This is a genomic window from Stenotrophomonas sp. CS3K5, from assembly GCF_059515225.1.
Window position 1 is genome coordinate 1 of the sequence record NZ_JCAKRX010000012.1, and the last position, 21,821, is coordinate 21,821.

Here is a 21,821-nt window from a genome sequence, read left to right on the forward strand (position 1 = left end):
TCGCCTCACCGGAGTGGACGTTGTTGCCGATGCTGCTCCGTCGTTAGACCCGAGAGTCTTTCGTCGTTGCGAGCCGCCTATTATGCCGGACTTTTCGAGTCCGTCAACACCTTCGTTCGATCATCTCGTTCGTCGGTGGTGGCGTCGCTGCTCGCGTGCCGTTTCCGAAGAAGCGATGCGCTGCAGCAAGGGGGCGAATTCTAGAGATCCCGCAGATTTCGTCAAGCTCTTTTTTGCATGTTGATGACAGAAGCGCCACGACATCACGCATGACCTACGCTCGACGATCACTGCGGCGTTGCCCGCGCGTTGCGCGGTCAACGCCGCAACCCCTATCAATGCAGGGATGCACAATGCAGGGATGCACAGTGGAGACAGAGCAATGAACATGCAGGTGCGGCATGGCTGGTGGCGCGATCTTTCGGTACCGGCAATCGTCGCCGGCTTCATCACCGTGCTGGTCGGTTTCGCCAGTTCTGCGGTGATCGTGTTCCAGGCCGCACAGGCCGTGGGTGCCGACCAGGCGCAGATCGCCTCGTGGATGTGGGCGCTGGGGCTGGGCATGGGCGTAACCTGCATCGGGCTGTCGCTGCGCTATCGGGTGCCGGTGGTGACGGCATGGTCGACCCCGGGCGCGGCCATGCTGGTGGTCGGTGCCGGCGGCGCGTCGCTTGCCGAAGCCACCGGTGCCTTCCTGCTTGCCGCCGTGCTGGGCATGCTGGCCGGGTTCTCCGGCATCTTTGCGCGGCTGATGCAACGGGTGCCGATGGCGCTGGCTGCCGGGATGCTGGCCGGGGTGCTGCTGCGCTTCGGCCTGGAGGTGTTCGTGGCAATGAACACCCAGCTGTTGCTGGCGCTGGCGATGTTCGCCACCTGGCTGGCCGGACGTCGCCTGTTCCCGCGCTATGCGGTCATCGCCACCCTGCTGGTCGGCATTGCGGTTGCGGCCAGTCGTGGCCTGCTGCACGCACAGCAGGTGCAGCTGCAACTGGCGGTACCGCAATGGGTGACCCCCTCATTGTCATGGACGGCGGTGGCCGGCATCGCCCTGCCCCTGTTCGTGGTCACCATGGCTTCGCAGAACATACCGGGCGTAGCGGTGATGCGCGCGTCCGGCTACGACGCCCCGGTGTCGCCGCTGATCGGCTGGATCGGTGTGGTCAATACACTGCTGGCGCCCTTCGGTGCCTATGCACTCAACCTGGCGGCGATCACGGCGGCGATCTGCATGGGTGGCGATGCGCATGAGGATCCGGCGCGCCGCTATATCGCCGCGATGGCCGCTGGCGCGTTCTACATTCTCATCGGCCTGTTCGGTGCCACCGTGGCCGCACTGTTCACTGCCTTTCCGAAGGAGCTGGTGGCCTGCGTGGCCGGTATCGCGTTGTTCGGCACCATCGCCAACAGCCTGGCCAGTGCGCTGGCGGTGGAGCGCGACCGCGAGGCCGCACTGGTCACCTTCCTGGTCACCGCCTCCGGCGTCTCCCTGGCCGGCATCGGCTCGGCGTTCTGGGGCCTGGTGGCCGGTGCGCTGTGCCTGCTTGTGCTGCGGGCCAGGACGACGGCCTGAACGATCAGGTCAGCCCGCGACGCCGCCGGCGCAGGTGATCACCATGCCGGCCTCAGCCGGCAAGCCCCTGCGCCACCAGTATCACCGCGACGACGACGATGGCCACCATGGCCGCGGCCGGCGCATGGGTGTCGCCGCGCGCGGCCAGCACACTGTGCAGGCGTGCCTCATCGCCTCCAGCCTGCGCCCTGGCGCGGGCGATCTCGCGCTGGCAGTGGGCCAGGTACCAGCGGTTGGCATACAGCGCAGCGGTGGTGTTCAGCCCCAGGGTGATGATCACCGACAGGCCTTCAGGCACCCCCAGCAGCATTTCGGCAATGCTGAAGAACACCAGCGTGCCGGCCCAGATGGCGGCGAGCCGGTACATCCTGCGGTACGCCATCCAGATCACGCCGATCAGGAATGCCGGCCAGTGCCAGGTGCCGCGGCCATCGGCAACCCCCTGGTCCAGCCGCCAGCGCTGACGGTAGATCGGGAAGTTGCCCCCGACCACGGCGGCATACAGAGCCATGTCACCGTCCAGCCCTGCCACCGGCGTGGCGATGGGCGCCGTTGCGGGTGCGCGATAGGGGTCGGCGCGATCTGCGACGGCGACCGCAGTGGCAGCAGCAGGCTCCGGCGAAGGCGCGACCGGCTCGGCGGCGGCCACCGATGGATCCAGTTCGGCCAGTGGTCGCCACGACGGCATTCCCTCCCGCCACACCAGCGTACGCGCGGTCACGGTTCCGTCCTGCTGCAGGCGGCGCAGCCCGGCCAGGTCCACCGGTCCCTCGCTCTGTCTGCTGTTGGCATACCACCACTGCGCATCCTGCATGCGGCCCATCCCTGTTGAATCCATCGTCACTGTGAGGCACTGCCCAGGGTCTGCGCCATCTGGTGGCGCGCGCCCGGCGCAAGAGTAATCCGCTCCGGTCCGGCATTGGCCACTTCCAGGCACACATAGTCGCGCCAGCCATCGCCGACATCGGCCATTTTCGCTGCGGCGTCGGCGCCGGGATTCCAGACCACCAGGGTCTGGCTGCCTTCGCTGCGGATCTCGATCTGCCGCTGCAGCACCGGATCGCGCAGCAGGTAGTGGCCAGCAGCGCCGGTATAGATGCGGTCGCTACGGCCCGGGTCACGCCGGTCACGCAGCGACCATGGACCCTGCTGCTGTCGCGGCGGCGCGCCCTCCTCGTATTTGTCCAGGTACTGCAGGCCGTCAAGGCCTTCGACCTCGACCCGGCTGGCGTCGCCCACCCTGAAATAGCTGTGCAGGGCCTGGGTGAAGGTCAGCGGCGAGGACCCGATGTTGTCGGTGGTCAGCTGCTGGCGCAGCTGGTGGCCGATGCGCAGCTGCATCTGCATGTGCAGGCCGGACGCACTGACATCCACAGGCGCCAGCTGCAGTTCCACCGCACCGTGATCGTCATACCGGGCCTGCAGCAGCTGCCAGCGCGCGGTTCGCACCAGGCCGTGCGCCGGTACATCATCGCTCTGGTCCTGGCGACCGAACCAGGGCCAGCACACCGGCACGCCCCCGCGGATCGGCGTCGGCAGCGCGGCGCGCGTGGGTGACAACCACAGCAGGTCCGGCTGTCCTTCCGGAATGAATGACAGCAGCTGTCCACCGAACACGCTGATGGCGGCAGTGGCGGCGGGAGTCCTTACCAACCACGCCTCAAGCCCGTGGAACAGGCCGGTGCTGATGTCCGGAGTCGATTGCATGCGCTGACGCTCTTTTGGTGGCCGCGGCGATGATGTCGCGGCCAGTGTGCGAACGGCAAGACCTAACGCGCGGCGGGGGCGGTGCCGGCCGCCGCTTCCTGCTGCAGCGTGCGCAGGATGCGCTGCCCGGCACGACCGTCCGCCGTGGCCCAGCCGAGGCGCTGCTGTTCGGCCTGGATCGCACGGCGGGTGGCGGCACCGATCATGCCGTCGGCGGCACCGATATCGTGGCCACGCGCCAGCAGCAGGGTCTGCAGCTGGCGGCGCTCGTCGCGGCCGATGCCGGGATCGTCTGTCGGCCAGGCGGTGGCCAACCCACCGCCGCCGCGCAGCAGGTCGGCCAGCGTGGCGATCGCCAGCGCATAGCTTTCGGCGGCGTTGTAGCTGTAGATGGCGTCGTAGTTGCGGAACACCAGCAATGCCGGGCCGTTGCTGCCGGCGGGCAGCAGCAGAGCCGCGCGCGCGTCGGCCGGCAGATTGGGCGGCACCACTGCGCTTCCATCCAGCGCGGTCACGCCCAGTGTGCGCCAGTCCGCCAGCGCGCGGCGCTGGGTGCGACCGGCCTGGCTGGCATTGAAGCCGGCCGGCACGCGTACTTCCATGCCCCACGGCTCGCCAGTGCGCCAGCCCGCACGCTTGAGATAGTTGGCGGTGGACGCCAGCGCATCGGGAATGCTGCCGACCAGGTCGCGGCGGCCATCGCCATCGCCATCGACGGCGATACGCGCATAGGTACTGGGCATGAACTGGGTATGGCCGAAGGCGCCGGCCCAGGAGCCGGTCAAGCCCTGTGCCTGCAGGTCGCCACGGTCGATCAGCGTGAGCAGGGCCAGCAGTTCACCGCGGAAGAACGGCTGGCGGCGGCCGGCGCAGGACAGCGTGGCCAGCGACTGCAGCAGTGGGCGCTTGCCGAACACGCGCCCGTAGTCGCTTTCCACACCCCAGACCGCAACGATGGTGGCCGGGTCGACGCCGTACTGGGCCGACACGCGTTGCAGCAGATCGCGATGCTGTTGCAGCAGGGCGCGCCCGTCGTCCACGCGCTGGCGGTCAACCAGTGCTGCCAGGTAATCCCAGATCGGCGTGGTGAATTCCGGCTGCGCGTCGAGCAGGCCGAGCACGCTGGGGTCCGGCGTGAGGCCGGCGGTGATCTCAGCGAAGCGCTCGGCGCTGATGCCGCGGCTGCCGGCGGTCGTCTGCAGGCCAGCCATGCAGCGGACAAACGCCGGATCGCCGGCGGTGGTCGCTGCTGCCGGCGCTTGTGGTGCCGTTGCCAGAGCGGCCGCCAGGCCGAGCGTGGTCAGGGTGGGCATGGCGTCCTCCGTGTTGCCGTTGCAGGGCCATCTTAGGCCGAGCGCCGCCCCTGAACCTGAAGCGGCGCCGGCTGCCGGCCGCTAGGTGACGCGCAGCAGCCGCAGGCCGTAGGCCGGGCTGTCGGCATCCCAACGCTGCACGACCTGCAGGCCGGCCTGCAGCAGCAGCGCATCGAAGCTGTCATCGGTGTACTTGTGGCTGTACTCCACGCGGATGGGTTCGTCGGCGGCGAAATGGAAAGTTCGGCCACCGAGATGGACATCCTGCGCCCAGCGGCTCACCAGGTCGGTCTCGATGCGCAGCCGCGCGGTGCTGTAACGGGCGCGATGGCGGAAGCCGTCGAGGTCGAAATCGCTGCCGATCTCGCGGTTGAGCCGGGCCAGCAGGTTGAGGGTGAACGCGGCGGTGACGCCCTGCGCATCGTTGTAGGCCGCTTCGATCAGCGCCGGGTCCTTGTGCAGATCGATGCCAACCAGGGCCAGGCCATCAGCGCCCATGGTGTGGCGCATCGCGCGCAGCAGGGCAACCGCATCCTCTTCGGCGAAGTTGCCCAGTGTGGAACCGGGGAAGAACAGCAGCCGGCGTGCAGGCCGGCGCTCGGGTGTGGGCACGGCGACAGGCCGGGTGAAGTCGGCGCATACCGGCAGCATCTCGACCTCGGGCAGCGCCGGCGCCAGATGGTCGATGCTGGACAACAGCGCCGCCCGCGAGATCTCGATGGGGGTGTAGGCCACCGGGTCCTGCAACGCGGCCAGCAGCAGCGCGGTCTTGCGGCCACTGCCGCTGCCCAGTTCCACCACGTGCAGGCGCGGACCCACGGCGCGTACGATGTCCGGCAGGACACGATCAAGCAAGGCCAGTTCGGTGCGTGTGGGGTAGTACTCGCGGGTCTGGGTGATCTGCTCGAACAGGCGCGAGCCGCGCGCATCGTAGAAGTACTTGGAGGGCAGCTGGCGCGAGGCCCGCGACAAGCCTGCCACCGCATCGGCCAGGATCTGCTGGCGGCCCGGGGTCAGGTCGGTGAGCGCCTGCAGGGCGTCGTGCACTGTACTCATGTTGGATCCCGGGCCAGGCGCAGGCCGGAGAACTGCCAACGCGCCGGCGGCATGAAGAAGTTGCGGTAGCTGGCACGTACGTGGCCGCCGGGGGTTGCGCAGCTGCCGCCGCGCAGTACCCACTGCCCGCACATGAACTTGCCGTTGTATTCACCGAGATTGCCGGCGAACGGACGGAAACCCGGGTAGGCGCCGTAGGCGCTGTGGGTCCATTCCCAGACATCGCCGAACAGCTGGCGCAGGCCGTGGCCCTGCGCGGCCTGCGGATGCAGGTGATCGTCATCGGCGAAATGACCACTCACCGGCCGTGATGTGGCGGCCGCCTCCCATTCGAATTCACTGGGCAGGCGCGCACCGGCCCAGCGGGCACAGGCATCGGCCTCGTAGTAGCTGAGATGGCAGACCGGTGCATGCGGATCCAGTTCGCGCCAGCCGCCCAGGGTGTATTCGCGCTGCAGGGTATCGTCCCAGTACAGCGGATGCTGCCAGTCTTCGGTTTCGCGCAGTGCCCAACCCTCGCTGAGCCACCAGCGCGGTTCGCGGTAGCCACCGGCCTCGATGAAGTCGAGGTATTCGGCATTGCTGAGCGGGCGCTCGGCCAGCGCGTGGGCGGGCAGCAGCACCCGATGCTGCGGTGACTCGTTGTCGTAGGCGAAGGCGACGTGACGAGGCCAGGCGGCAGCGCCGACGGTGACGATGCGCTCGGGCGATTCGACCCAGCCCTGTGCGCTGGCGATGCTGCTGGCCGGTAGCAGATCCTCGCGATACGGCGGCTGCAACGGATTGCACCAGAACGCATGCTTGATGTCGGTCAGCAGCAGTTCCTGGTGCTGCTGCTCGTGCTGGAGGCCGAGCTGCAGGTGCTGCAGTGCCTGCGGATCAAGATCGCCGTTGGCCAGCCGTGCCTGCACATGTGCATCGACCTGCTGGCGATAGTCGTAGACCTGCTGCAGCGAGGGGCGCGACAACAGGCCCCGCTGCGGCCGTGCGTGTGCCGGACCGATGCTCTTGTAGTAGCTGTTGAAGAGGTAATCCCAGGCAGGGTCATGCGCAGCTGCAGCCGGGAAGCCGGCCAGCACGAAGCGTTCGAAGAACCAGGTGGTGTGGGCCAGGTGCCATTTGCTGGGGCTGGCGTCGGCCATGCTCTGCAGCATGGCGTCCTCTGCGCTGAGGGGCGCCGCCAGCTGCACGCTGCGGTTGCGCACACGGGCGAACTGACGGGCGAGATCGCGCTGCGGGGCAGCGACGGCGACGGGTACGCTGTCCATGGCCGCAGGATCGGCGCCAGCGGGTGAGTGCGATGTCATGGTCTGGCGTCACCGCGTTCACATGGATGACCGGCTCGCATTCAAGAAGCGTGCGTCAACGCCGCTAACGGCAGTGCTGCGGCCGCGTTGTCACCGCACTGGACTTCCTGCGTGCCCCTGCATCCGCTCCGCCAGCCTGCGCATTACTTGTTCGTGCTGCCCGCCGTGCTGGTCGTGCTGGTGCTGTGGATGGCGCTGGGCAACGAGGACGTGGCCAGCCCGGCGCAGCGCATCCTGCCCTGGCTGCTGGCCTGTCTCGGTGCAGGCCTGGCCCTGCTCTACCACCAGATGCGCACGCTGTGCCTGCTGCTGGTGGTGGCGCTGGTGTTCGCTCTGCTGCACCAGGATGTCGGCGGCTACCTGCGCCGTGGTCATGTCGACCCGTTGACCCCTCTGCGCTTCCACGCCGTCTCAGCATGGGTGCCGCTGCTGTTCGGCGGGCTGGCACTGTGGCCCGAACGCGGACGCCGTCGTCACGATCTGCTGCTGCGCGGCGTGGTGTGGGGTGTGGCGCTGATGATCTTCCTGCTGCTGGCGGTGCAGCAGCCACGCGGGATGCACGATCTTCTGTCTGACCGTCACTGGGCCTGGATCCCGGCCAGCTGGAACGCGCTGGCGCAGCTGCCGGCCCTGCTGTTCCTGCTGGCCACCGCCGCGCTGGCCTGGCACGCATGGCGATACCCGCGACCATTGCACACGGCCATGCTGCTGGCCCTGCTGTGCCTGTGGTGGATGCTGCCGCGGGTGTTCCTGCAGCCGGTGCTGCTGCCCGCGCTGAGCAGTGCCGCGTTGCTGCTGATGCTGGGCGCGATGCTGCAGGAATTCTTCCACATGGCCTTCCGCGACGAGCTGACCGGCCTGCCCGGGCGGCGCGCGTTCAACCAGACCCTGCAGCGGGCGCGCGGCACCTTCAGCATCGCGATGGTGGACGTGGACCATTTCAAATCATTCAACGATACCCATGGCCACGATACCGGTGACGATGTACTGCGCCTGGTGGCCTCGCGGTTGGCGCGGGTGGGCGACGGCGGCCAGGCGTTCCGCTACGGGGGCGAAGAGTTCGCGGTAGTGTTCCTGGACCGCCCGGCGGCGGCCTGCGTGGATGCAGTGGAGGCCTTGCGGCAGCGTATCGAAGACACCCGAATGCAGCTGCGTGACCGCAGTACGCGCAGCCGTGACGACGAGGCCGGGCGCCAGCAGCGCGGACGCGGTGGCAGCGGCCAGGTGGTGCAGGTGACGGTGAGCATCGGGCTGGCCGACAGCCGCACCGACCCGCGTCCGTTGGCGGTGGTCAAGGCCGCCGACCAGGCGCTGTATGCGGCCAAGGGCGCCGGCCGCAACCAGGTGCACGCGTCAGCGGACGCTCAGACCGCGTCGAGGTAGTACCAGCGGCCGTCGATCTGCCGGAAGCGGCTGTGCTCGGTCATCTTCACCGCGCTGCCGCCGCCGACCCGATAGCGGGCGGTGAAGCGCACCTCGGCACTGTCGGCACCGGTAACCGTATGTTCGTGCACGGTCAGGCCCAGCCACTGCGTGCGCTGGCCGGGCGCATCCTGCAGCGACAACTCGGCAGGCCGGGTGTCCGGGTGCCAGGTCTGGCGCAGGTAGTCGGCCAGGCCGCGCACGTAGGCGCTGTAGCGCGAGCGCATCAGCCGCTCGGCATCGGGTGCGGCCGCGCCGGCATGGAAGCGGCCGCAGCAGGCGGCATAGTCGGCGGGCAGGCCACAGGGGCAGGGATCAGCAGGCGTTCGGCTCATGCCGGCATTGTCGCGCGGGACGCGGCCAGCATCCATCACCGATAGGCGTATGCTGTCGCGCCCCCACCTTGATTGATCGCCGTGCTGGAACTGGTTCCCCCTGAGTTGTGGTGGCTGGTGGTGATCGCGTTCATCGCCGGCCTGGTCGATGCCGCCGTCGGTGGCGGTGGGCTGGTGCAGCTGCCGGGCCTGTTCACGGTGCTGCCGCAGCAGACGCCGGCGATGCTGTTCGGCACCAACAAGTTCAGCTCGATGTTCGGCACCGGTGCGGCGGCGTGGCGCTATGCGCGCAACGTGCGTTTCCCGTGGAAGCCGGTGCTGTTCGCGGCGGGTACGGCCTTCGTGTTTTCCTTCGCCGGCGCCACGGCGGTGAGCCTGCTGCCCAAGGACGCGGTGCGCCCGCTGGTGCTGGTGCTGCTGATCGCGATGCTGGCCTACACGCTGTGGAAGAAGGATTTCGGCGCGCTGCACCGGCCCCAGCAGATCGGCCGCCGCGAGCTGGCCATCGCGCTGGCCATCGGTGCGGCGATCGGCTTCTACGATGGCTTCTTCGGGCCGGGTACGGGCAGTTTCCTGATCTTCCTGTTCGTGCGCTTCTTCGGGCTGGATTTCCTGCGCGCCTCAGCAGCGTCGAAGGTGGTGAACCTGGCCACCAACATGGCAGCGATCTCGTTCTTCGTGCCGACCGGCAACATCCTGTGGCTGTTCGCGCTGCCGATGGCGGCGGCCAACATCATCGGTTCGGTGGTGGGCACGCGGTTGGCACTGAAGGGCGGCACGCCCTTCATCCGCAAGCTGTTCGTGGGCCTGGTGGTGGTGCTGATCGCGCGGATGGCGTGGGATACGTTGCGCGGTTGATGGTGGGTGTTGCCGGCCAGCGGCCGGCACTATCGGGTCATGAACCCACCCCGCGGTAGTGCCGGCCGCTGGCCGGCATTCCCGTTCAACCGGCCGGGTCAGGCCTCGGCTTCTTCCGGTTCGCTGGCCTGCTGGCGGCTGCGCTCGGGCAGCTTCAGGCGCTTGCCTTCTTCGTCGTACTCGATCAGCAGCACGCCGGAGTCGTGACGGCCGCTGATCTCGACGAAGCAGGCGCCGCCGATGAACGGTTCCAGCGTCATCACCGACTTCAGCGGGGTGGCGACCACCATCTGGAAGCCGAAGTTGTCGAAGATGTTCATCGCCAGCGCGGTGAACTCGTTATCGGCCTTGTCGAACGCTTCGTCGAGCACCACCGCGGCGTAGCTGGGCAGCTGGCTGTCGGCACCGCCGAGCTGGTAGCGCAGCGCGGCGGCCAGGCAGGTGGTGGCCAGCTTCTGGCGCTGGCCACCGGACTTGCCGGCGCCGCTGCGGTAGATCTCGACCTGCTGGCGCGTTTCCGCGTCCAGCTCGACGCCGATGAACTCCACGTGCATGCGCACGTCCAGCACCAGTTCACGCCAGCGCTTGTCCTCGCCTTCCTGCGAGCCGAGGCGGTTGACCAGCTGGCGCAGCACGGTGAACTGCGATTCGGCCAGCTCGCGCTGTTCAGTCTGCTGCTGTGACAGCACCTCGCGCAGCTGCTGCTGGAACTCGCCGACTTCCGGCAGGCGACGGTCGCTCAGCTCGATGGTCAGCAGCGTGCCACGGTTGAACGGCACCTGTTCCAGGCTGGCGTTCACTTCGTCCAGGCGCTGGCCGATCGACTTGCGGGCCTCGGCACTGTGGCGCTGCAGCGCCAGCAGGTTGTTCTTGCTCTGGTTCTGCAGCAGATCGAAGAAGCGCTCTTCGTGCTGCGGCAGGCCGTCGCGTTCCAGGCGCTCGAGGCGGGCCAGGAAGTCCTCGGCCGAGGCCACCGACACGGTGAAGTCGCCCGATTCCTCCGGCCATTGCTGGATGAAGCGACGGAAGCAACCGACCAGCTGGTTCTCGATGCGGTTCAGGTCCTGCTGCGAGGATGACAGCTGCTCGTTCAGTGCATTGCTGACCTGGCGCATGTGCGCCTCCAGCGTTTCCAGGCTGAGCGGGCCCTGCTCCTGCAGGCGCTCGGCCAGGCCGGCTTCCTGCTCCTGGGCCAGGGTCGGCAGCACCAGCGCACGGCTCTGCTGGCGCGCGCGGTCGAGCCGATCGCGTTCCTTGACCAGCTGGCCACGCTCGACGCGGACGTCTTCATAGGTGCGGCGCGACTGCTCGATATCGGCGCGCACCGCGTCGATCTGCTTGGCCAGCTTGGCCAGGTCGGCGTTGCCTTCGCGCAGATCGCGCAGGGTCGCTTCGATATCGCTCAGGCGCTGCTGCGGGGCGGCGATGTCGATCTCGTTCCAGTTGATGCTGACCAGCTCGTGGCAGGCGAGGCGACGTTCGTTGTCGCGGTCACGCTGGCCACGCAGGCGCGCGATGTCGGTCTCGCAGCCGGCGATGCGCTTGGCCAGTTCCTTCGCTTCGCGCTCGAAGGCGCCGACCTTGTCGTGGTTGTTGAAGCCGAGGATCCAGCGACGGCGATCGCCGACGGCACTGCGGTCATCCTTCTCGAAGCGGTCACCGGGATGCTTGACCTGGCCTTCGCGGGTGATGCCGCGGTCGACGTTGCGCAGCTGCTTGGCATCCACGCACTCGTAGTCGAAGCGCTTGCCGAGTTCACGGCGCAGCCAGCCTTCGAACACGTGGTCGCGCAGCTCCAGCTTGTGCAGCAGCGACTTGGCCGACGGCTCGCGGGCGAACGCTTCATCGTTGCGGCGTACGCGGTAGTAGGTGAAGCGCATGCCCAGGTGGGTACGGTTCACCCACTCGGCCACCTCGTTGTAGTGCTTGTCATCGACCAGCAGCGACAGCGCGAAGCCACCCAGCACGCGTTCAATGGCGCCCTGCCAGCCCTGTTCTTCCGAGCGGACCTGGATCAGCTCGCCGACGAACGGCAACGCCGCTTCGGCGATGCCGGTTTCCTCGGCCAGGCGCGCGCGCAGCTTCTGCATCGGCGCAGGAATGTTGGACGGCGTGCGCTGCATCGCCTCCAGCTCAAGGCGCACTTCACCGAAGCGGCGCTCGTCATCGCGCTTGCCGCCCAGCCGGTCGCTGATGGCATCGTCCAGTGCCGCCGAGGCGCGCTGGCGGTCCTGCAGTTCGTTCTGCGCGCGCTCGACCAGTTCGGCGAAGCCATGGGCATCGTCGGGCAGTTCGGCCTGCAGCTGCTGTGCGGCCTCGCGAGCCTGTTCGCGCTTGGCCTGGCGGCGGTCGCGCTCGGCTTCGGCGCGGCCCTGCTCCCGTTCCAGTTCCTCGATGCGCTCACCGCCCTGCTGGCGACGCTGCAGTTCCAGTTCGGCCAGGCGTTCGGTGTGGTTGTCGAGTGCGGCACGGCGCTGGGCTTCTTCGCCGAGCAGGCCGCGGTCGCGCACGTCCATCTCGCGCAGGCGCGCTTCGATCAGCGCCTGGCGACGGCTTTCGCGGAAGCTGTCGACGCCGAGCTTCAGCGCTTCGTCGTCGCCGCGCTGGCGATGCATGCGCTTCAGGTCGTTGTAGTAGGCGCGTGCCGGCAGCAGGGTCTCCACCTGGCGGCGCGCGGTGACCACGGCCTGGTGCGCGCCATCGAGCTCGGCGAAGTCGCTGACCAGGCGCTCGGCGGCGTCAAAGGTCTTCGGCGTGTCGAGCATGAAGTCGCGCAGGAAGACGTTGAGGTCGCCCAGGTTCTTGGCCGACTGCGTTTTGTGCAGCAGGCGAAGCGCCATCTCGTTGTCGATGCCGAGCAGGTCGCGGAAGCGCTCGGCGTAACCGGAGAAGGTGTCGAAGTGGTGCAGGTCGGCCAGCTTCTGCTTGAGCTTGCGCAGGTCCAGGTCGAAGCCGCCGAGATCCTTGGCGATGTCGAACGGACGCTCGGCGATCATGTAGTGCTTGCGCACGTCACCGGCCGAGGTGCCGTTGCCGGAGATCCACAGCAGGCGCACCAGGCTGACCACGCGGCCATCGCCAGCGCGGTACTCCAGCACCAGTGCGGTCCAGGTGGCACCCTTGCGCAGGTACTGGGTGGCGATCTCGCCGGTGCCGCTGTCCTGCTGGTCGGCCCAGGCGCCACGCACATAGGAGACCAGGTTGCGGTCGCGGCCACTGCGCTCGGCTTCACGCGCGGCGGCGTTGAAGTCGACGATGGCCGGCGGCGTCAGCAGCGCGGACATGGCATCGAGCAGGGTCGATTTGCCCGAGCCGGAACGGCCGACAAACAGGAAACCGCGCTCGGCGATCGGCACTTCGGTCAGGCCGTTGAAGGTGCCCCAGTTGTGCACCTGCAGGCGGCGCATGCGGAACTGCTGCAGGCGCGGGTCCGGCAGGCCTTCGTTGAACAGGGCGGGAGTGTGCTTGGAGATAGCCATGCGATGGTCGGGTCTCTCAGGCCTCGGCGGCCGGGGTTTCGCGCAGCTGGCGGTAGACCGCCGAAAGCTGGGACACGTCTTCGGCGGAGAACAGCAGCTTCAGCGCCGGCGAGACTTCGTGGCGGTCTTCCTGGCCGCTGAGGCGGGTCAGGATGTGGTTGTCCTTCATCTTCTGCACGGCCGAGGCGACGCGGCGGTTGAAGCCAGCGCGGTCGGTGGACAGGTTCTTTTCGTAGATGGCCAGCGCTTCGGCCATCTCGGCGTCGGCGACCACCGCGCGGTTGCCGCGCGCATCGGCCTCGGCCAGCTGCTGGCGCAGGAACAGCAGCAGCACCGAGTCGATGAAGGTCAGCGGCGAGGTGCGCAGCAGCACCGGCGCATCGACGTCTTCGGTATCCGCCTGGCGGGTGAAGGCCACGCCACTGTCACGGTCGAGCACCAGTTCCAGGAACAGGTCAGCCAGTGCCGAACGGATCGCCGCTTCACTGCGGATCAGCGCCGGCCACAGCTTGGCGTGGCGCAGCTGGTCGATGCTGGGGCCGATCAGCAGCTGGCACAGCGCGCGGCGCGCATCCAGCGGCAGCCGCCCGGTATCGCCGAGGTAGTACACGTCGTTGCCACGGCGGGGCTGCGCCATGGTCGCCACCGGCTCGGCCTCGTAGGCGTCTTCCGCCACGTCGGCCTGCGATGCGTCGATGGGATCTTCATGCCAGCTCATGGCGTCTCTCCTGGGTAAACCAAACCAGCGGGATGCGGGCGCGACGGATCTGGCCGTCGCCACCACGCCATTGCGCAAGCTCCTGCTCGCCGGCAACCACGTTGCCGAAGCGCGTGCCCAGCGACAGGTAGCCGATGACACTGCCGAGCCCCTGCGGCGCTTCGCGCTGCGACAGGGCCTGGGCAATGCTGAGCCGCGGCTGTGCATCGAGCAGGTCGTGCAGGTCGCGGCGCAGGGTGCGGAAGTCGATTTCGGACGAGGCCACCAGATCGCCGACGCTTTCCAGGCTGATCGCGGCCGCGTCGTTGTACTCGACGTTGCCATCGACCTGGGCACTGCGCGGATCGTGCAGCTTCCACTGCGACCACGAACGCAGGCGGCTGGTGGTCAGCTGCAGGTCGCGACCGATGCCGCGTTGTGCGGGGAACTCGTCACGCAGCGCCAGCGCTTCGGACTGTGCCTGCTTCAGCAGCTGGTTGAGGCGGCGCTGTTCCAGGTAGCCACGGCTCTGCACGAAGCCGCGCAGGCTGCGCGCGAAGTTCTGCAGCACGTCGTGCACCTGGCCACCGCGCTCGAGCATGGTGCTGGTGAACCCACGCAGGAAGTTGCGCTCGTTGCGGTCCAGGCGGCGGGCAAAGCCACGCGCCAGCACCGCTTCCAGTGCGGCATCCAGCTGCGCGCTCTGCTCGGCGTCGTTGAGCAGCCGCCAGAACGCCTGGAAGCTGCGGCCAGCGTCGCTTTCACCGATCACGTCCACGCCTTCGAACAGCTGCGACAGCACGTCGCCGCGTTCGCCTTCGTCGTCGATGATGCGTTCGCGGAAATCGCGGTTGAGCTGCTCGAAGTCGTCACGCACGCGGCGGAAGTCTTCGGTCAGTTCGTCGGCCAGGCCGATGATCTGGCGCGCACGTTCCAGCGCGCGCTTGCCATCAAGCGCGATCACGCGGCCGGCGCCGACGCGGGCGATCTCGGCGTCGATGCGGTCACGCTCATCGCGCAGCGCCGACAGGCGTGCGTCCGGATCGGATTCGGTCTGCGCGGCCAGCTGCGAAAGCTGTTCGATGACCAGCGCCAGGCGGCTTTCGGTGGCGGCTACGCGGGCCTGCTCGAGGCCATCGGCGAAGCGGATCGCCTGCAGTGCGGCGGTGGACAGCTCGTACTGCTCCTGGTCGGCACCTTCGGGCAGGCGTCGTTCCAGCCAGCCCTGGGCCAGCCAGTGCGCGATATAGGCCTGCGCGGTACGCGGCAGCTCGCGCGACAGTTCATCGCCGTTGAGCTGGTCCAGTGCGCGTTGCAGGCGCTCGTTGAGCACCGACGACGGCAGCGTGCGCTCGCCGTCCATCAGCAGCCCTTGCAGCAGGCCGATGATTTCCGGGGCGTGGTCGGCGGCGAGCAGCTTCCACTGGGGCTGTTCGCGCAGATGGCGGTAACGGGAGATGCGTTCGCGATGCTTCATGCAGCGAAAGAGGTCTGTAGGGCTGACAGGGACGCGCCGTCACGCACGGCTGCCGCGCGGGCAGCCGTGAGCATGCCGGCCACACCGGGCCGGCGGGGTGCGGGCACGCGGCTCAGCGCTTGCCGCCCACTTCGATGAAGCGCAGGAACTCGGCGCGGGTGCGCGCGTCGTCGCGGAAGCTGCCCAGCATCTTGGAGGTGACCATGCTGACGCCGCGCTTGTGGATGCCGCGGGTGGTCATGCATTCGTGGGCGCCTTCGACGACCACGCCGACGCCGATCGGCTGCAGCACATCCTGGATGCACTGGGCGATCTGCGCGGTCATCTTCTCCTGCACCTGGAAGCGGCGGGCGTAGGCTTCGACGACGCGGGCCAGCTTGCTGATGCCCACCACCTTGCCGGCCGGCAGGTAGCCGACGTGCACGCGGCCGATGATCGGCGCCATGTGGTGTTCACAGTGGCTTTCGTACTCGATGTCGCGCAGGACGATCAGTTCGTCATAGCCGGCCACTTCCTCGAAGGTCCGCTCCATGTAGGCGCGCGGGTCGTCGCGGTAACCGCTGAACCAGTCGCCATAGGCTTCGGCGACACGGCGGGGGGTATCCAGCAGGCCTTCGCGGGACGGGTCCTCACCGGCCCAGCGCAGCAGGGTGCGCACCGCATCCTCGGCCTGGTCCTGGGTCACGTCGCCCTGCGGGGCGGCCTTTTCGTTGTTCTTGCTCATTGCGTACAGCGTCCCGAACGGGGGGCGAGCATCGTACCCGACCGGGGGGTGGGTCGTCCTGTGGGGACGGTTCATCGGGGGGTCGTTGCTGGCGCGTCGTTGCTATCGGTTTGGAGGAGGAGAGGGGGCTGCGCAGGACACGCCGTGAACCCGTCCCTGGGGGCTCGATGGCGCCATCCATGGCGCCAACGGTCCTGCGCAGCCCCCTCTCCCCCTCCCTGACGGTTTCCTGCGGGCGCGGCCGGACCGCCCGAAAGCGGGGTCAAAAGCTGGGGTTCATGGCTGCGGCGAGCGCACCGGTAGCGCCGGGCCATGCCCGGCGAGCCAAGCGGTGCGACCAGGAGCCGCCGGGCATGGCCCGGCGCTACCGCTCTTGCCTTTAAAGAGCCAACCCACCGCGCTCGCACGGTGATGGGCGGGCCGCGGGGGTCGGGCGGTGCAGGACCGTCCGCGGCATGGATGCCGCGGCCGAGCCTACAGGGACGTACTTGCGGCGTGTCCTGCACCGTCCGGCCCCCGCTGCCCCACCCGACAGCAGGCAGGCGCAACGCCTTCCTCAACACACCCAGCCCATTCAGCAAAAACTATTGATAGGAATGAAATTAGTAGTATCCTATCTATCTCTTATGGACCGACCCCTCGACGAGCGCACCGTGCTGCAGATGCAGCTCAGCTCCGGCCTGCTGTACGCAGGGCGGCAGTGGCAACGCCTGGCCGACAGCCGGCTCGGCAGCTACGGCATCTCCACCGCCTGCACCATGCCGCTGCTGATGATTGGTCGCTCCGGCGGTGGCATCCGCCAGGTGGCGCTGGCCCAGCAGCTGGGCATGGAGGGGCCTTCCCTGGTGCGCCTGCTGGACAAGCTGTGCGCCAGCGACCTGGTCCGCCGCGAGAGCGATGCCAGCGACCGCCGCGCCAACCTGTTGTGGCTGACCGACGCCGGCCAGGCGCTGGTGAGCGAGCTGGAAGACCAGTTGATCGGCCTGCGCCAGGACGTCTTCGGCGAACTGTCCATGGATGAACTGCACGCCGTGCTGAAGGCATGGCGCCTGCTGGCCGAGGCCGCCGACCGCATCACGTAAGCGCACTGCCCCCGAACACCGCCGCTGCCGTGCACACGCCAGCGGCTTTTGCCTGTTGCTGTTGTTTCGTTGTCCCTCCCCTCCCCCACCTCGTCCCCGCCCCTACCGATGCCCGGTGAATTCAGTCTCCACGGAGTGTTCGTCCCGACCCTGCTCGGGTTGATGCTGCTGGCCTACCTGGTCAACAGCGGCCTGCACGCGCTGCTGCAGCGTGCCGGCGCCTACCGCCACGTATGGCACCCGGCGCTGTTCAACCTGGCCCTGTACGGGATCGTGCTTGGCCTGCTGTTCCACCTCGTGCGTTGGATGCAATCGTGAACAAGATCGTGAAGAAAGCCCTTCCCGTACTGCTGACCAGCGCAGCGGTGATCGTCGCCCTGCTGGTGCTGCGCCAGTTGTGGGTCTATTACATGGATGAGCCATGGACCCGCGACGCCCACGTCGGCGCCGATGTGGTGCAGGTGGCGCCGGACGTGTCCGGGCTGGTGGAAACGGTGGACGTGGCCGACAACCAGGCGGTGAAGAAGGGCAACCTGCTGTTCGTGGTCGACCGCGCCCGCTACCGCATCGCGCTGGAGCAGGCGCGGGCCAGCCTGGCCGAGCGCCAGGCCTCGGTGGCGCAGCTGCGCCGCGAGATCGGCCGCGACCGCAGCCTGCAGGATCTGGTGGCTGCCGAAGACGCCGAAGTGCGCCGCGCCAAGCTGCAGGCCGCACAGGCGGCGCTGGCCACCGCACAGGCCGCGGTCGATCTGGCCGAGCTCAACCTCGGCCGCACCGAAGTGCGCGCGCCAGCCGATGGCCGGGTCAGCGACCGCACGATGCGCGTGGGCGACTATGTGGTGGCCGGCAAGCCGGTACTGGCACTGCTGGATACCGGTTCGTTCCGCATCGATGGCTACTTCGAGGAAACCCGCCTTCGCGGCGTGGCGCCGGGGCAGCGCGTGGACATCCGCCTGATGGGTGAATCCACGCCGCTGCGCGGCCACGTGGAAAGCATCGCCGCCGGCATCGAGGACCGCTATCGCAGCAACGGCAGCACCCTGCTGCCGAACGTGACCCCGGCCTTCGACTGGGTGCGGCTGGCGCAGCGCATCCCGGTGCGCATTGCCATTGATGAAGTGCCCAAGGGCGTGGAGCTGATCGCCGGCCGTACCGCCACCGTGACCGTCGAAACCAACAGCGCCAAGCACGCAGACAAGGCCGGCACCACGCCGACACAGGCGGGCCTGTGAACGCCGCCCTGCCCCGCCTGGGCCTGATCGTCGCGCTGGCCAGCCTGGCCGCATGCAGAACCGTCGGCCCCGACTATGCCTTGCCGGAAGGCTCGGCATTCAAGCGCCCCGAAGCCAATGCCGCCTTCATCGATACGCAGAACCCGCAGGTCGCGGCCAACCAGGCGCTGCCCGACCGCTGGTGGTCGCTGTACAACGACCCCGTGCTGGACGGGCTGATCACCCAGGCGCTGCGTGACAACGTGGAACTGAAGGCCGCCGATGCACACCTGCGCCGCGCCGCGGCCGTGTACGAGCAGGCGCTGGACGCCGGTGGCTTCGAGTACGAGGCCGAGGCCGGCGTCAGCCGTGCACAGCTGTCGGCCGAGTCGTTCCTGCAGGAGCACGAGCTGCCGGTGATCAACCTGGCCGACGGCAAATTCGCGGTCAGCTACCAGTTCGACCTGTTCGGCAAGCTCAAGCGCGGCGCCGAAGCGGCGCGTGCCGACGAGCAGTCGGTGGCGGCGGCACGCGATCTGGCCCAGGTCAGCGTGGTCGCCCAGGTGGCCGACAGCTACCTGGAAATCTGCCACGCCAACCACGAGCTGCACGTAGCCGAGCATTCGCTGCAGCTGCAGCAGCGCAGCCGCACGGTTACCGAACGCCTGATTGCAGCCGGTCGCGGCACGCCGCCGGAACTGGCCCGCGCCAATGCGCAGGTGGCGCTGCTGGAGGCCGCGCTGCCGCCGCTGCGCGCGCAGCGTTCGGCGGCGGCCTATTCGCTGGCCGCGCTGCTGGGCCAGACCCCGGGCCAGCTGCCGGCCGGCGTGATCGACTGCGCGCACGCGCCCGGCCTCGCGCAGCCGCTGCCAGTCGGTGATGGCCGCGCCCTGCTGCAGCGCCGCCCGGACGTGCGCCAGGCCGAACGCAAGCTTGCCTCGGCCACCGCGCGCATTGGCGTGGCCACTGCCGAGCTGTATCCGGACATCCGCCTGGGGGCCTCGCTCGGTGCCGCCGGCCTGCTGGAAGACTTCGGCACGCCGATGACCCAGCAGTGGTCGATCGGCCCGCTGATCTCGTGGACACTGCCGTCGTCGGGTACGCATGCGCGCATCCACGCTGCCGAAGCCGGCGCCGATGCGGCGCTGGCCGAGTTCGACCACACCGTGCTGCAGGCGCTGCGCGAGACCCAGACCGCGCTGGACCGTTATGCGCAGGACCTGCGCCGCCTGCAGTCGCTGCGCATTGCGCAGCAGCAGGCCGCGTTGGCCGCCGAGCAGAACCGCCGGCTGTACCAGGGCGGCCGCACGCCCTACCTGTCCAGCCTGGATGCCGACCGCAGCCTGGCCACCAGCGACGCCACCCTGGCCGCTGCCGAAGCGCAGGTCTCGCGCGACCAGATCCATCTGTTCCTGGTGCTGGGCGGCGGCTGGCAGGCAACGGTCGCCCCGTCGGCGCCGGCCACCGCACAGGCCCCGGCGAAGTAAGCCATGAACGCGCTGACCGACCGCCAGGCCTGGCTGTTCTCGATCAAGACCTATCTGGCCGCGGTGGCCGCGCTGTACATCGCCATGGCCGGCAACCTGTCGCGCCCGTACTGGGCGATGGGCACGGTGTACATCGTCAGCCAGCCGCTGCTGGGCCCAACCCGCGCCAAGGGCGTGTACCGCATCGTCGGCACCATGGTGGCCGGGCTGGCCACCCTGCTGGTACTGCCGGCGCTGGTGGAAACGCCGCTGCTGCTGAGCGCAGCGATGTCGATCTGGCTGGCCGGCTGCCTGTTCATGGCGCTGCTCAACCGCGGCCCGCGCGGCTACGCATTCCTGCTGGCCGGCTACACCACCGCCTTCATCGGCTTCCCGGCGGTGACCTCGCCGGAAACCATCTTCGACACGGTGGTGGCACGCAGCGAGGAGATCATCCTCGGCACGGTGGTGGCGGTACTGTTCGCTTCGCTGCTGTTCCCGGCCTCGGTACGACCGATGCTGCGTGCACGCATCGGCAACTGGATGGAGGACGCCGCGCAGTGGTGCCGGCAGATCCTCGAACGCGGCCGCGCACATGCGCCGCGCAACCGGCTGGCCGCCGACCTGGTGCAGTTCGAGGCGCTGATCGAGTTCCTGCGCCGTGATGACCCACGCCACGCCGGTTCGGCGGTGTCGATGGAACGGCTGCGCGAGCGCATGCTGCTGCTGTTGCCGGTGCTGTCCTCGATCGCCGACCGCCTGAGTGCGCTGCGCAGCGATGGCCAGGCCCTGCCGGAGGGCCTGCCTGAGCTGATCGATGACATCCACGACTGGCTGGATGGGGCGACCAACGCCAGCGAGTACGCGCGGCTGCGCGCGCGCATCAGTGCGTTGAAGCCGCAGGTGGACCGCGACCTGCAGCACCTGCAGCTGGCCAGCCTGCTGCTGCGCCTGGAGGAGCTGGTGGACCTGTGGCAGGACTGCCGCACCCTGCAGCACGCAATCGACCACGGCACTGCACCGCTGGATCGCGCGCACTACCGCATCCGCACCGAACGTGTGGCCGCCGACAAGCACGTCGACTACGGCATGGCACTGTTCTCCGCGCTCAGTGCCGGCGTGGCGCTGATGAGCTACTGCGTGCTGTGGATCGCACTCGGTTGGGAAGGTGGTGGCAACGGCGCGATGATGGCCGCGGTGACCGCCGCGTTCTTCGCCGCACAGGACGACCCGGCACCGAGCATGGTCTCGTTCCTGGTGTGGGCGATGGTCGCCTCGGTGGTGGCCGGCGTGTACCTGTTCGGCGTGTTCCCGGCGGTGCACGACTTCGGCCTGCTGGCGCTGGTGCTGGCGGTGGTGTTCCTGCCGCTGGGGTTGATGCTGCACCACCCGAAGAGCGCGCTGTTCGCACTGCCGTTGACGGTGAACCTGGCCGCGCTGCTGAGCCTGCAGAACACCTACAGCGCCAACATCCAGACCTTCCTCAATTCGTCGATCGCGATGTTCATCGGCATTGGTTTTGCGGTGGTGATGACCCGTCTGTTCCGTTCGGTGGGTGCCGAATGGACCGCGCGCCGGCTGGTGCGGCAGGGCTGGACCACGCTGGCCGAGGCCGCCGAGGGCCGTGGCCAGCAGGACCGGCAGCGCTTCGCCGCACGCATGCTCGACCTGCTGGGCCTGCTCGCACCGCGCCTGGCGGCGACGCCGGAAGGCAGCGACATCGCCTCGGTGGACATGCTCAACGAGGCACGCATCGGCCTGAACATCCTGCAGTTGCGCCGCGCCCGTCTGGAGCTGCCCGAGCGCAGCCGCGAGGCGGTCGAGCACATCCTGGAGGACATCGCCGCGCACTACCGGCGGCAGATTGCCGCGCGCAAACCGATGGTGGCGGCCGAGGCGCTGCGCGAGCGGCTGGATACCTCGCTGGGCCGGGTTGGCAGCGTGGGCGCGTGCAAGGCCCGCGACGAGGCGCTGATGGGCCTGATCGGCCTGCGCTTTGCGCTGTTCCCGGAGGCGAAGGCGCTGGCGCCGGGGTTGGCAATGGACATGGCAACGCAGCCGTAGCGCGCTACCCTGCGTGTCCACAGACTCCGCTCCGGGGTCGGATCCTTCGTCCC

The 21,821-nt window shown here is 68.6% G+C and carries 18 protein-coding genes; 8 read left to right on the forward strand and 10 right to left on the reverse strand.

What is annotated here, in order from left to right; genetic code table 11:
• Window positions 1-382 precede the first annotated feature (382 nt).
• Window positions 383-1,570, forward strand: a complete 1,188-nt coding sequence (locus tag AC5YGJ_RS16370) for a benzoate/H(+) symporter BenE family transporter (protein WP_496187148.1) — start codon at window positions 383-385, stop codon at window positions 1,568-1,570.
• A gap of 52 nt (window positions 1,571-1,622) precedes the next feature.
• Here the strand turns inward: AC5YGJ_RS16370 and AC5YGJ_RS16375 are convergent, their stop codons facing one another.
• The 5 genes from AC5YGJ_RS16375 to egtB form a co-directional block, all read right to left on the reverse strand.
• Window positions 1,623-2,384 carry a GYF domain-containing protein gene (locus tag AC5YGJ_RS16375; protein ID WP_496187217.1) on the reverse strand — a complete coding sequence of 254 codons (762 nt, stop codon included), beginning with the start codon at window positions 2,382-2,384 and terminating at the stop codon, window positions 1,623-1,625.
• Window positions 2,385-2,410: 26 nt separating this feature from the next.
• Window positions 2,411-3,277 (reverse strand): D-hexose-6-phosphate mutarotase, encoded by an 867-nt coding sequence (locus tag AC5YGJ_RS16380; RefSeq protein ID WP_496187149.1) that lies wholly within the window; start codon window positions 3,275-3,277, stop codon window positions 2,411-2,413.
• Between the two features lie 62 nt (window positions 3,278-3,339).
• Window positions 3,340-4,590, reverse strand: coding sequence for a lytic murein transglycosylase (locus AC5YGJ_RS16385; RefSeq protein WP_249842416.1), 1,251 nt, complete (start codon window positions 4,588-4,590; stop codon window positions 3,340-3,342).
• An 81-nt stretch (window positions 4,591-4,671) separates the two neighbouring features.
• A complete protein-coding gene (gene egtD, locus AC5YGJ_RS16390; protein ID WP_309337997.1) occupies window positions 4,672-5,646 on the reverse strand; it encodes an L-histidine N(alpha)-methyltransferase in 975 nt (324 codons plus the stop codon).
• On the reverse strand, window positions 5,643-6,914 hold the full coding sequence (egtB, locus tag AC5YGJ_RS16395; RefSeq protein WP_496187150.1) for an ergothioneine biosynthesis protein EgtB: 1,272 nt from the start codon (window positions 6,912-6,914) through the stop codon (window positions 5,643-5,645). Before egtB ends, egtD begins: the two co-directional genes overlap by 4 nt.
• 150 nt (window positions 6,915-7,064) lie before the next feature.
• Between egtB and AC5YGJ_RS16400 the strand changes: the two genes are divergently transcribed.
• On the forward strand, window positions 7,065-8,336 hold the full coding sequence (locus tag AC5YGJ_RS16400) for a GGDEF domain-containing protein (protein ID WP_496187151.1): 1,272 nt from the start codon (window positions 7,065-7,067) through the stop codon (window positions 8,334-8,336).
• On the opposite strand, the gene AC5YGJ_RS16405 is transcribed toward AC5YGJ_RS16400, so the two are convergent.
• Window positions 8,318-8,710, reverse strand: a complete 393-nt coding sequence (locus AC5YGJ_RS16405) for a YchJ family protein (protein WP_279920637.1) — start codon at window positions 8,708-8,710, stop codon at window positions 8,318-8,320. The two genes, AC5YGJ_RS16400 and AC5YGJ_RS16405, sit on opposite strands and share 19 nt — an antisense overlap.
• An 81-nt stretch (window positions 8,711-8,791) precedes the next feature.
• Between AC5YGJ_RS16405 and AC5YGJ_RS16410 the strand changes: the two genes are divergently transcribed.
• Window positions 8,792-9,568 carry a sulfite exporter TauE/SafE family protein gene (locus AC5YGJ_RS16410; RefSeq protein ID WP_249842411.1) on the forward strand — a complete coding sequence of 259 codons (777 nt, stop codon included), beginning with the start codon at window positions 8,792-8,794 and terminating at the stop codon, window positions 9,566-9,568.
• Between the two features lie 98 nt (window positions 9,569-9,666).
• On the opposite strand, the gene AC5YGJ_RS16415 is transcribed toward AC5YGJ_RS16410, so the two are convergent.
• The 4 genes from AC5YGJ_RS16415 to folE form a co-directional block, all read right to left on the reverse strand.
• Window positions 9,667-13,047: an ATP-binding protein gene (locus tag AC5YGJ_RS16415; protein ID WP_496187152.1), complete on the reverse strand. Its 3,381-nt coding sequence runs from the start codon at window positions 13,045-13,047 to the stop codon at window positions 9,667-9,669.
• 16 nt (window positions 13,048-13,063) lie between these two features.
• The gene (locus tag AC5YGJ_RS16420; protein ID WP_249842409.1) at window positions 13,064-13,765 is read right to left on the reverse strand and encodes a DUF4194 domain-containing protein; all 702 of its coding nucleotides are present in this window, start codon (window positions 13,763-13,765) and stop codon (window positions 13,064-13,066) included.
• Window positions 13,752-15,221, reverse strand: coding sequence for a DUF3375 domain-containing protein (locus AC5YGJ_RS16425; RefSeq protein ID WP_249842408.1), 1,470 nt, complete (start codon window positions 15,219-15,221; stop codon window positions 13,752-13,754). The genes AC5YGJ_RS16420 and AC5YGJ_RS16425 overlap by 14 nt, the downstream gene beginning before the upstream one ends.
• Window positions 15,222-15,333: 112 nt before the next feature.
• Window positions 15,334-15,945: a GTP cyclohydrolase I FolE gene (gene folE, locus AC5YGJ_RS16430; RefSeq protein WP_004141296.1), complete on the reverse strand. Its 612-nt coding sequence runs from the start codon at window positions 15,943-15,945 to the stop codon at window positions 15,334-15,336.
• 626 nt (window positions 15,946-16,571) lie between these two features.
• Between folE and AC5YGJ_RS16435 the strand changes: the two genes are divergently transcribed.
• The 5 genes from AC5YGJ_RS16435 to AC5YGJ_RS16455 all read left to right on the forward strand — a co-directional run bounded on the left by AC5YGJ_RS16435 (window position 16,572) and on the right by AC5YGJ_RS16455 (window position 21,768).
• The gene (locus AC5YGJ_RS16435) at window positions 16,572-17,027 is read left to right on the forward strand and encodes a MarR family winged helix-turn-helix transcriptional regulator (protein ID WP_008265191.1); all 456 of its coding nucleotides are present in this window, start codon (window positions 16,572-16,574) and stop codon (window positions 17,025-17,027) included.
• A gap of 108 nt (window positions 17,028-17,135) precedes the next feature.
• Window positions 17,136-17,345: a DUF1656 domain-containing protein gene (locus tag AC5YGJ_RS16440; RefSeq protein ID WP_150454998.1), complete on the forward strand. Its 210-nt coding sequence runs from the start codon at window positions 17,136-17,138 to the stop codon at window positions 17,343-17,345.
• A complete protein-coding gene (locus AC5YGJ_RS16445) occupies window positions 17,342-18,259 on the forward strand; it encodes an efflux RND transporter periplasmic adaptor subunit (RefSeq protein ID WP_496187153.1) in 918 nt (305 codons plus the stop codon). The genes AC5YGJ_RS16440 and AC5YGJ_RS16445 overlap by 4 nt, the downstream gene beginning before the upstream one ends.
• Entirely contained in the window at window positions 18,256-19,725 is a 1,470-nt protein-coding gene (locus tag AC5YGJ_RS16450; RefSeq protein WP_496187154.1) for an efflux transporter outer membrane subunit, read from the forward strand. Before AC5YGJ_RS16445 ends, AC5YGJ_RS16450 begins: the two co-directional genes overlap by 4 nt.
• A 3-nt stretch (window positions 19,726-19,728) precedes the next feature.
• Window positions 19,729-21,768, forward strand: coding sequence for an FUSC family protein (locus AC5YGJ_RS16455; RefSeq protein ID WP_496187155.1), 2,040 nt, complete (start codon window positions 19,729-19,731; stop codon window positions 21,766-21,768).
• Window positions 21,769-21,821: the final 53 nt, after the last annotated feature.

Excerpts from the sequence above, each read along its gene's own strand:
- AC5YGJ_RS16370 (WP_496187148.1), top strand. The coding sequence starts at position 383 with ATGAACATGCAGGTGCGGCATGGCTGGTGGCGCGATCTTTCGGTACCG.
- AC5YGJ_RS16375 (WP_496187217.1), bottom strand. The coding sequence starts at position 2,384 with ATGCAGGATGCGCAGTGGTGGTATGCCAACAGCAGACAGAGCGAGGGA.
- AC5YGJ_RS16380 (WP_496187149.1), bottom strand. The coding sequence starts at position 3,277 with ATGCAATCGACTCCGGACATCAGCACCGGCCTGTTCCACGGGCTTGAG.
- AC5YGJ_RS16385 (WP_249842416.1), bottom strand. The coding sequence starts at position 4,590 with ATGCCCACCCTGACCACGCTCGGCCTGGCGGCCGCTCTGGCAACGGCA.
- egtD (WP_309337997.1), bottom strand. The coding sequence starts at position 5,646 with ATGAGTACAGTGCACGACGCCCTGCAGGCGCTCACCGACCTGACCCCG.
- egtB (WP_496187150.1), bottom strand. The coding sequence starts at position 6,914 with ATGGACAGCGTACCCGTCGCCGTCGCTGCCCCGCAGCGCGATCTCGCC.
- AC5YGJ_RS16405 (WP_279920637.1), bottom strand. The coding sequence starts at position 8,710 with ATGAGCCGAACGCCTGCTGATCCCTGCCCCTGTGGCCTGCCCGCCGAC.
- AC5YGJ_RS16415 (WP_496187152.1), bottom strand. The coding sequence starts at position 13,047 with ATGGCTATCTCCAAGCACACTCCCGCCCTGTTCAACGAAGGCCTGCCG.
- AC5YGJ_RS16420 (WP_249842409.1), bottom strand. The coding sequence starts at position 13,765 with ATGAGCTGGCATGAAGATCCCATCGACGCATCGCAGGCCGACGTGGCG.
- AC5YGJ_RS16425 (WP_249842408.1), bottom strand. The coding sequence starts at position 15,221 with ATGAAGCATCGCGAACGCATCTCCCGTTACCGCCATCTGCGCGAACAG.
- folE (WP_004141296.1), bottom strand. The coding sequence starts at position 15,945 with ATGAGCAAGAACAACGAAAAGGCCGCCCCGCAGGGCGACGTGACCCAG.
- AC5YGJ_RS16435 (WP_008265191.1), top strand. The coding sequence starts at position 16,572 with ATGGACCGACCCCTCGACGAGCGCACCGTGCTGCAGATGCAGCTCAGC.
- AC5YGJ_RS16440 (WP_150454998.1), top strand. The coding sequence starts at position 17,136 with ATGCCCGGTGAATTCAGTCTCCACGGAGTGTTCGTCCCGACCCTGCTC.
- AC5YGJ_RS16455 (WP_496187155.1), top strand. The coding sequence starts at position 19,729 with ATGAACGCGCTGACCGACCGCCAGGCCTGGCTGTTCTCGATCAAGACC.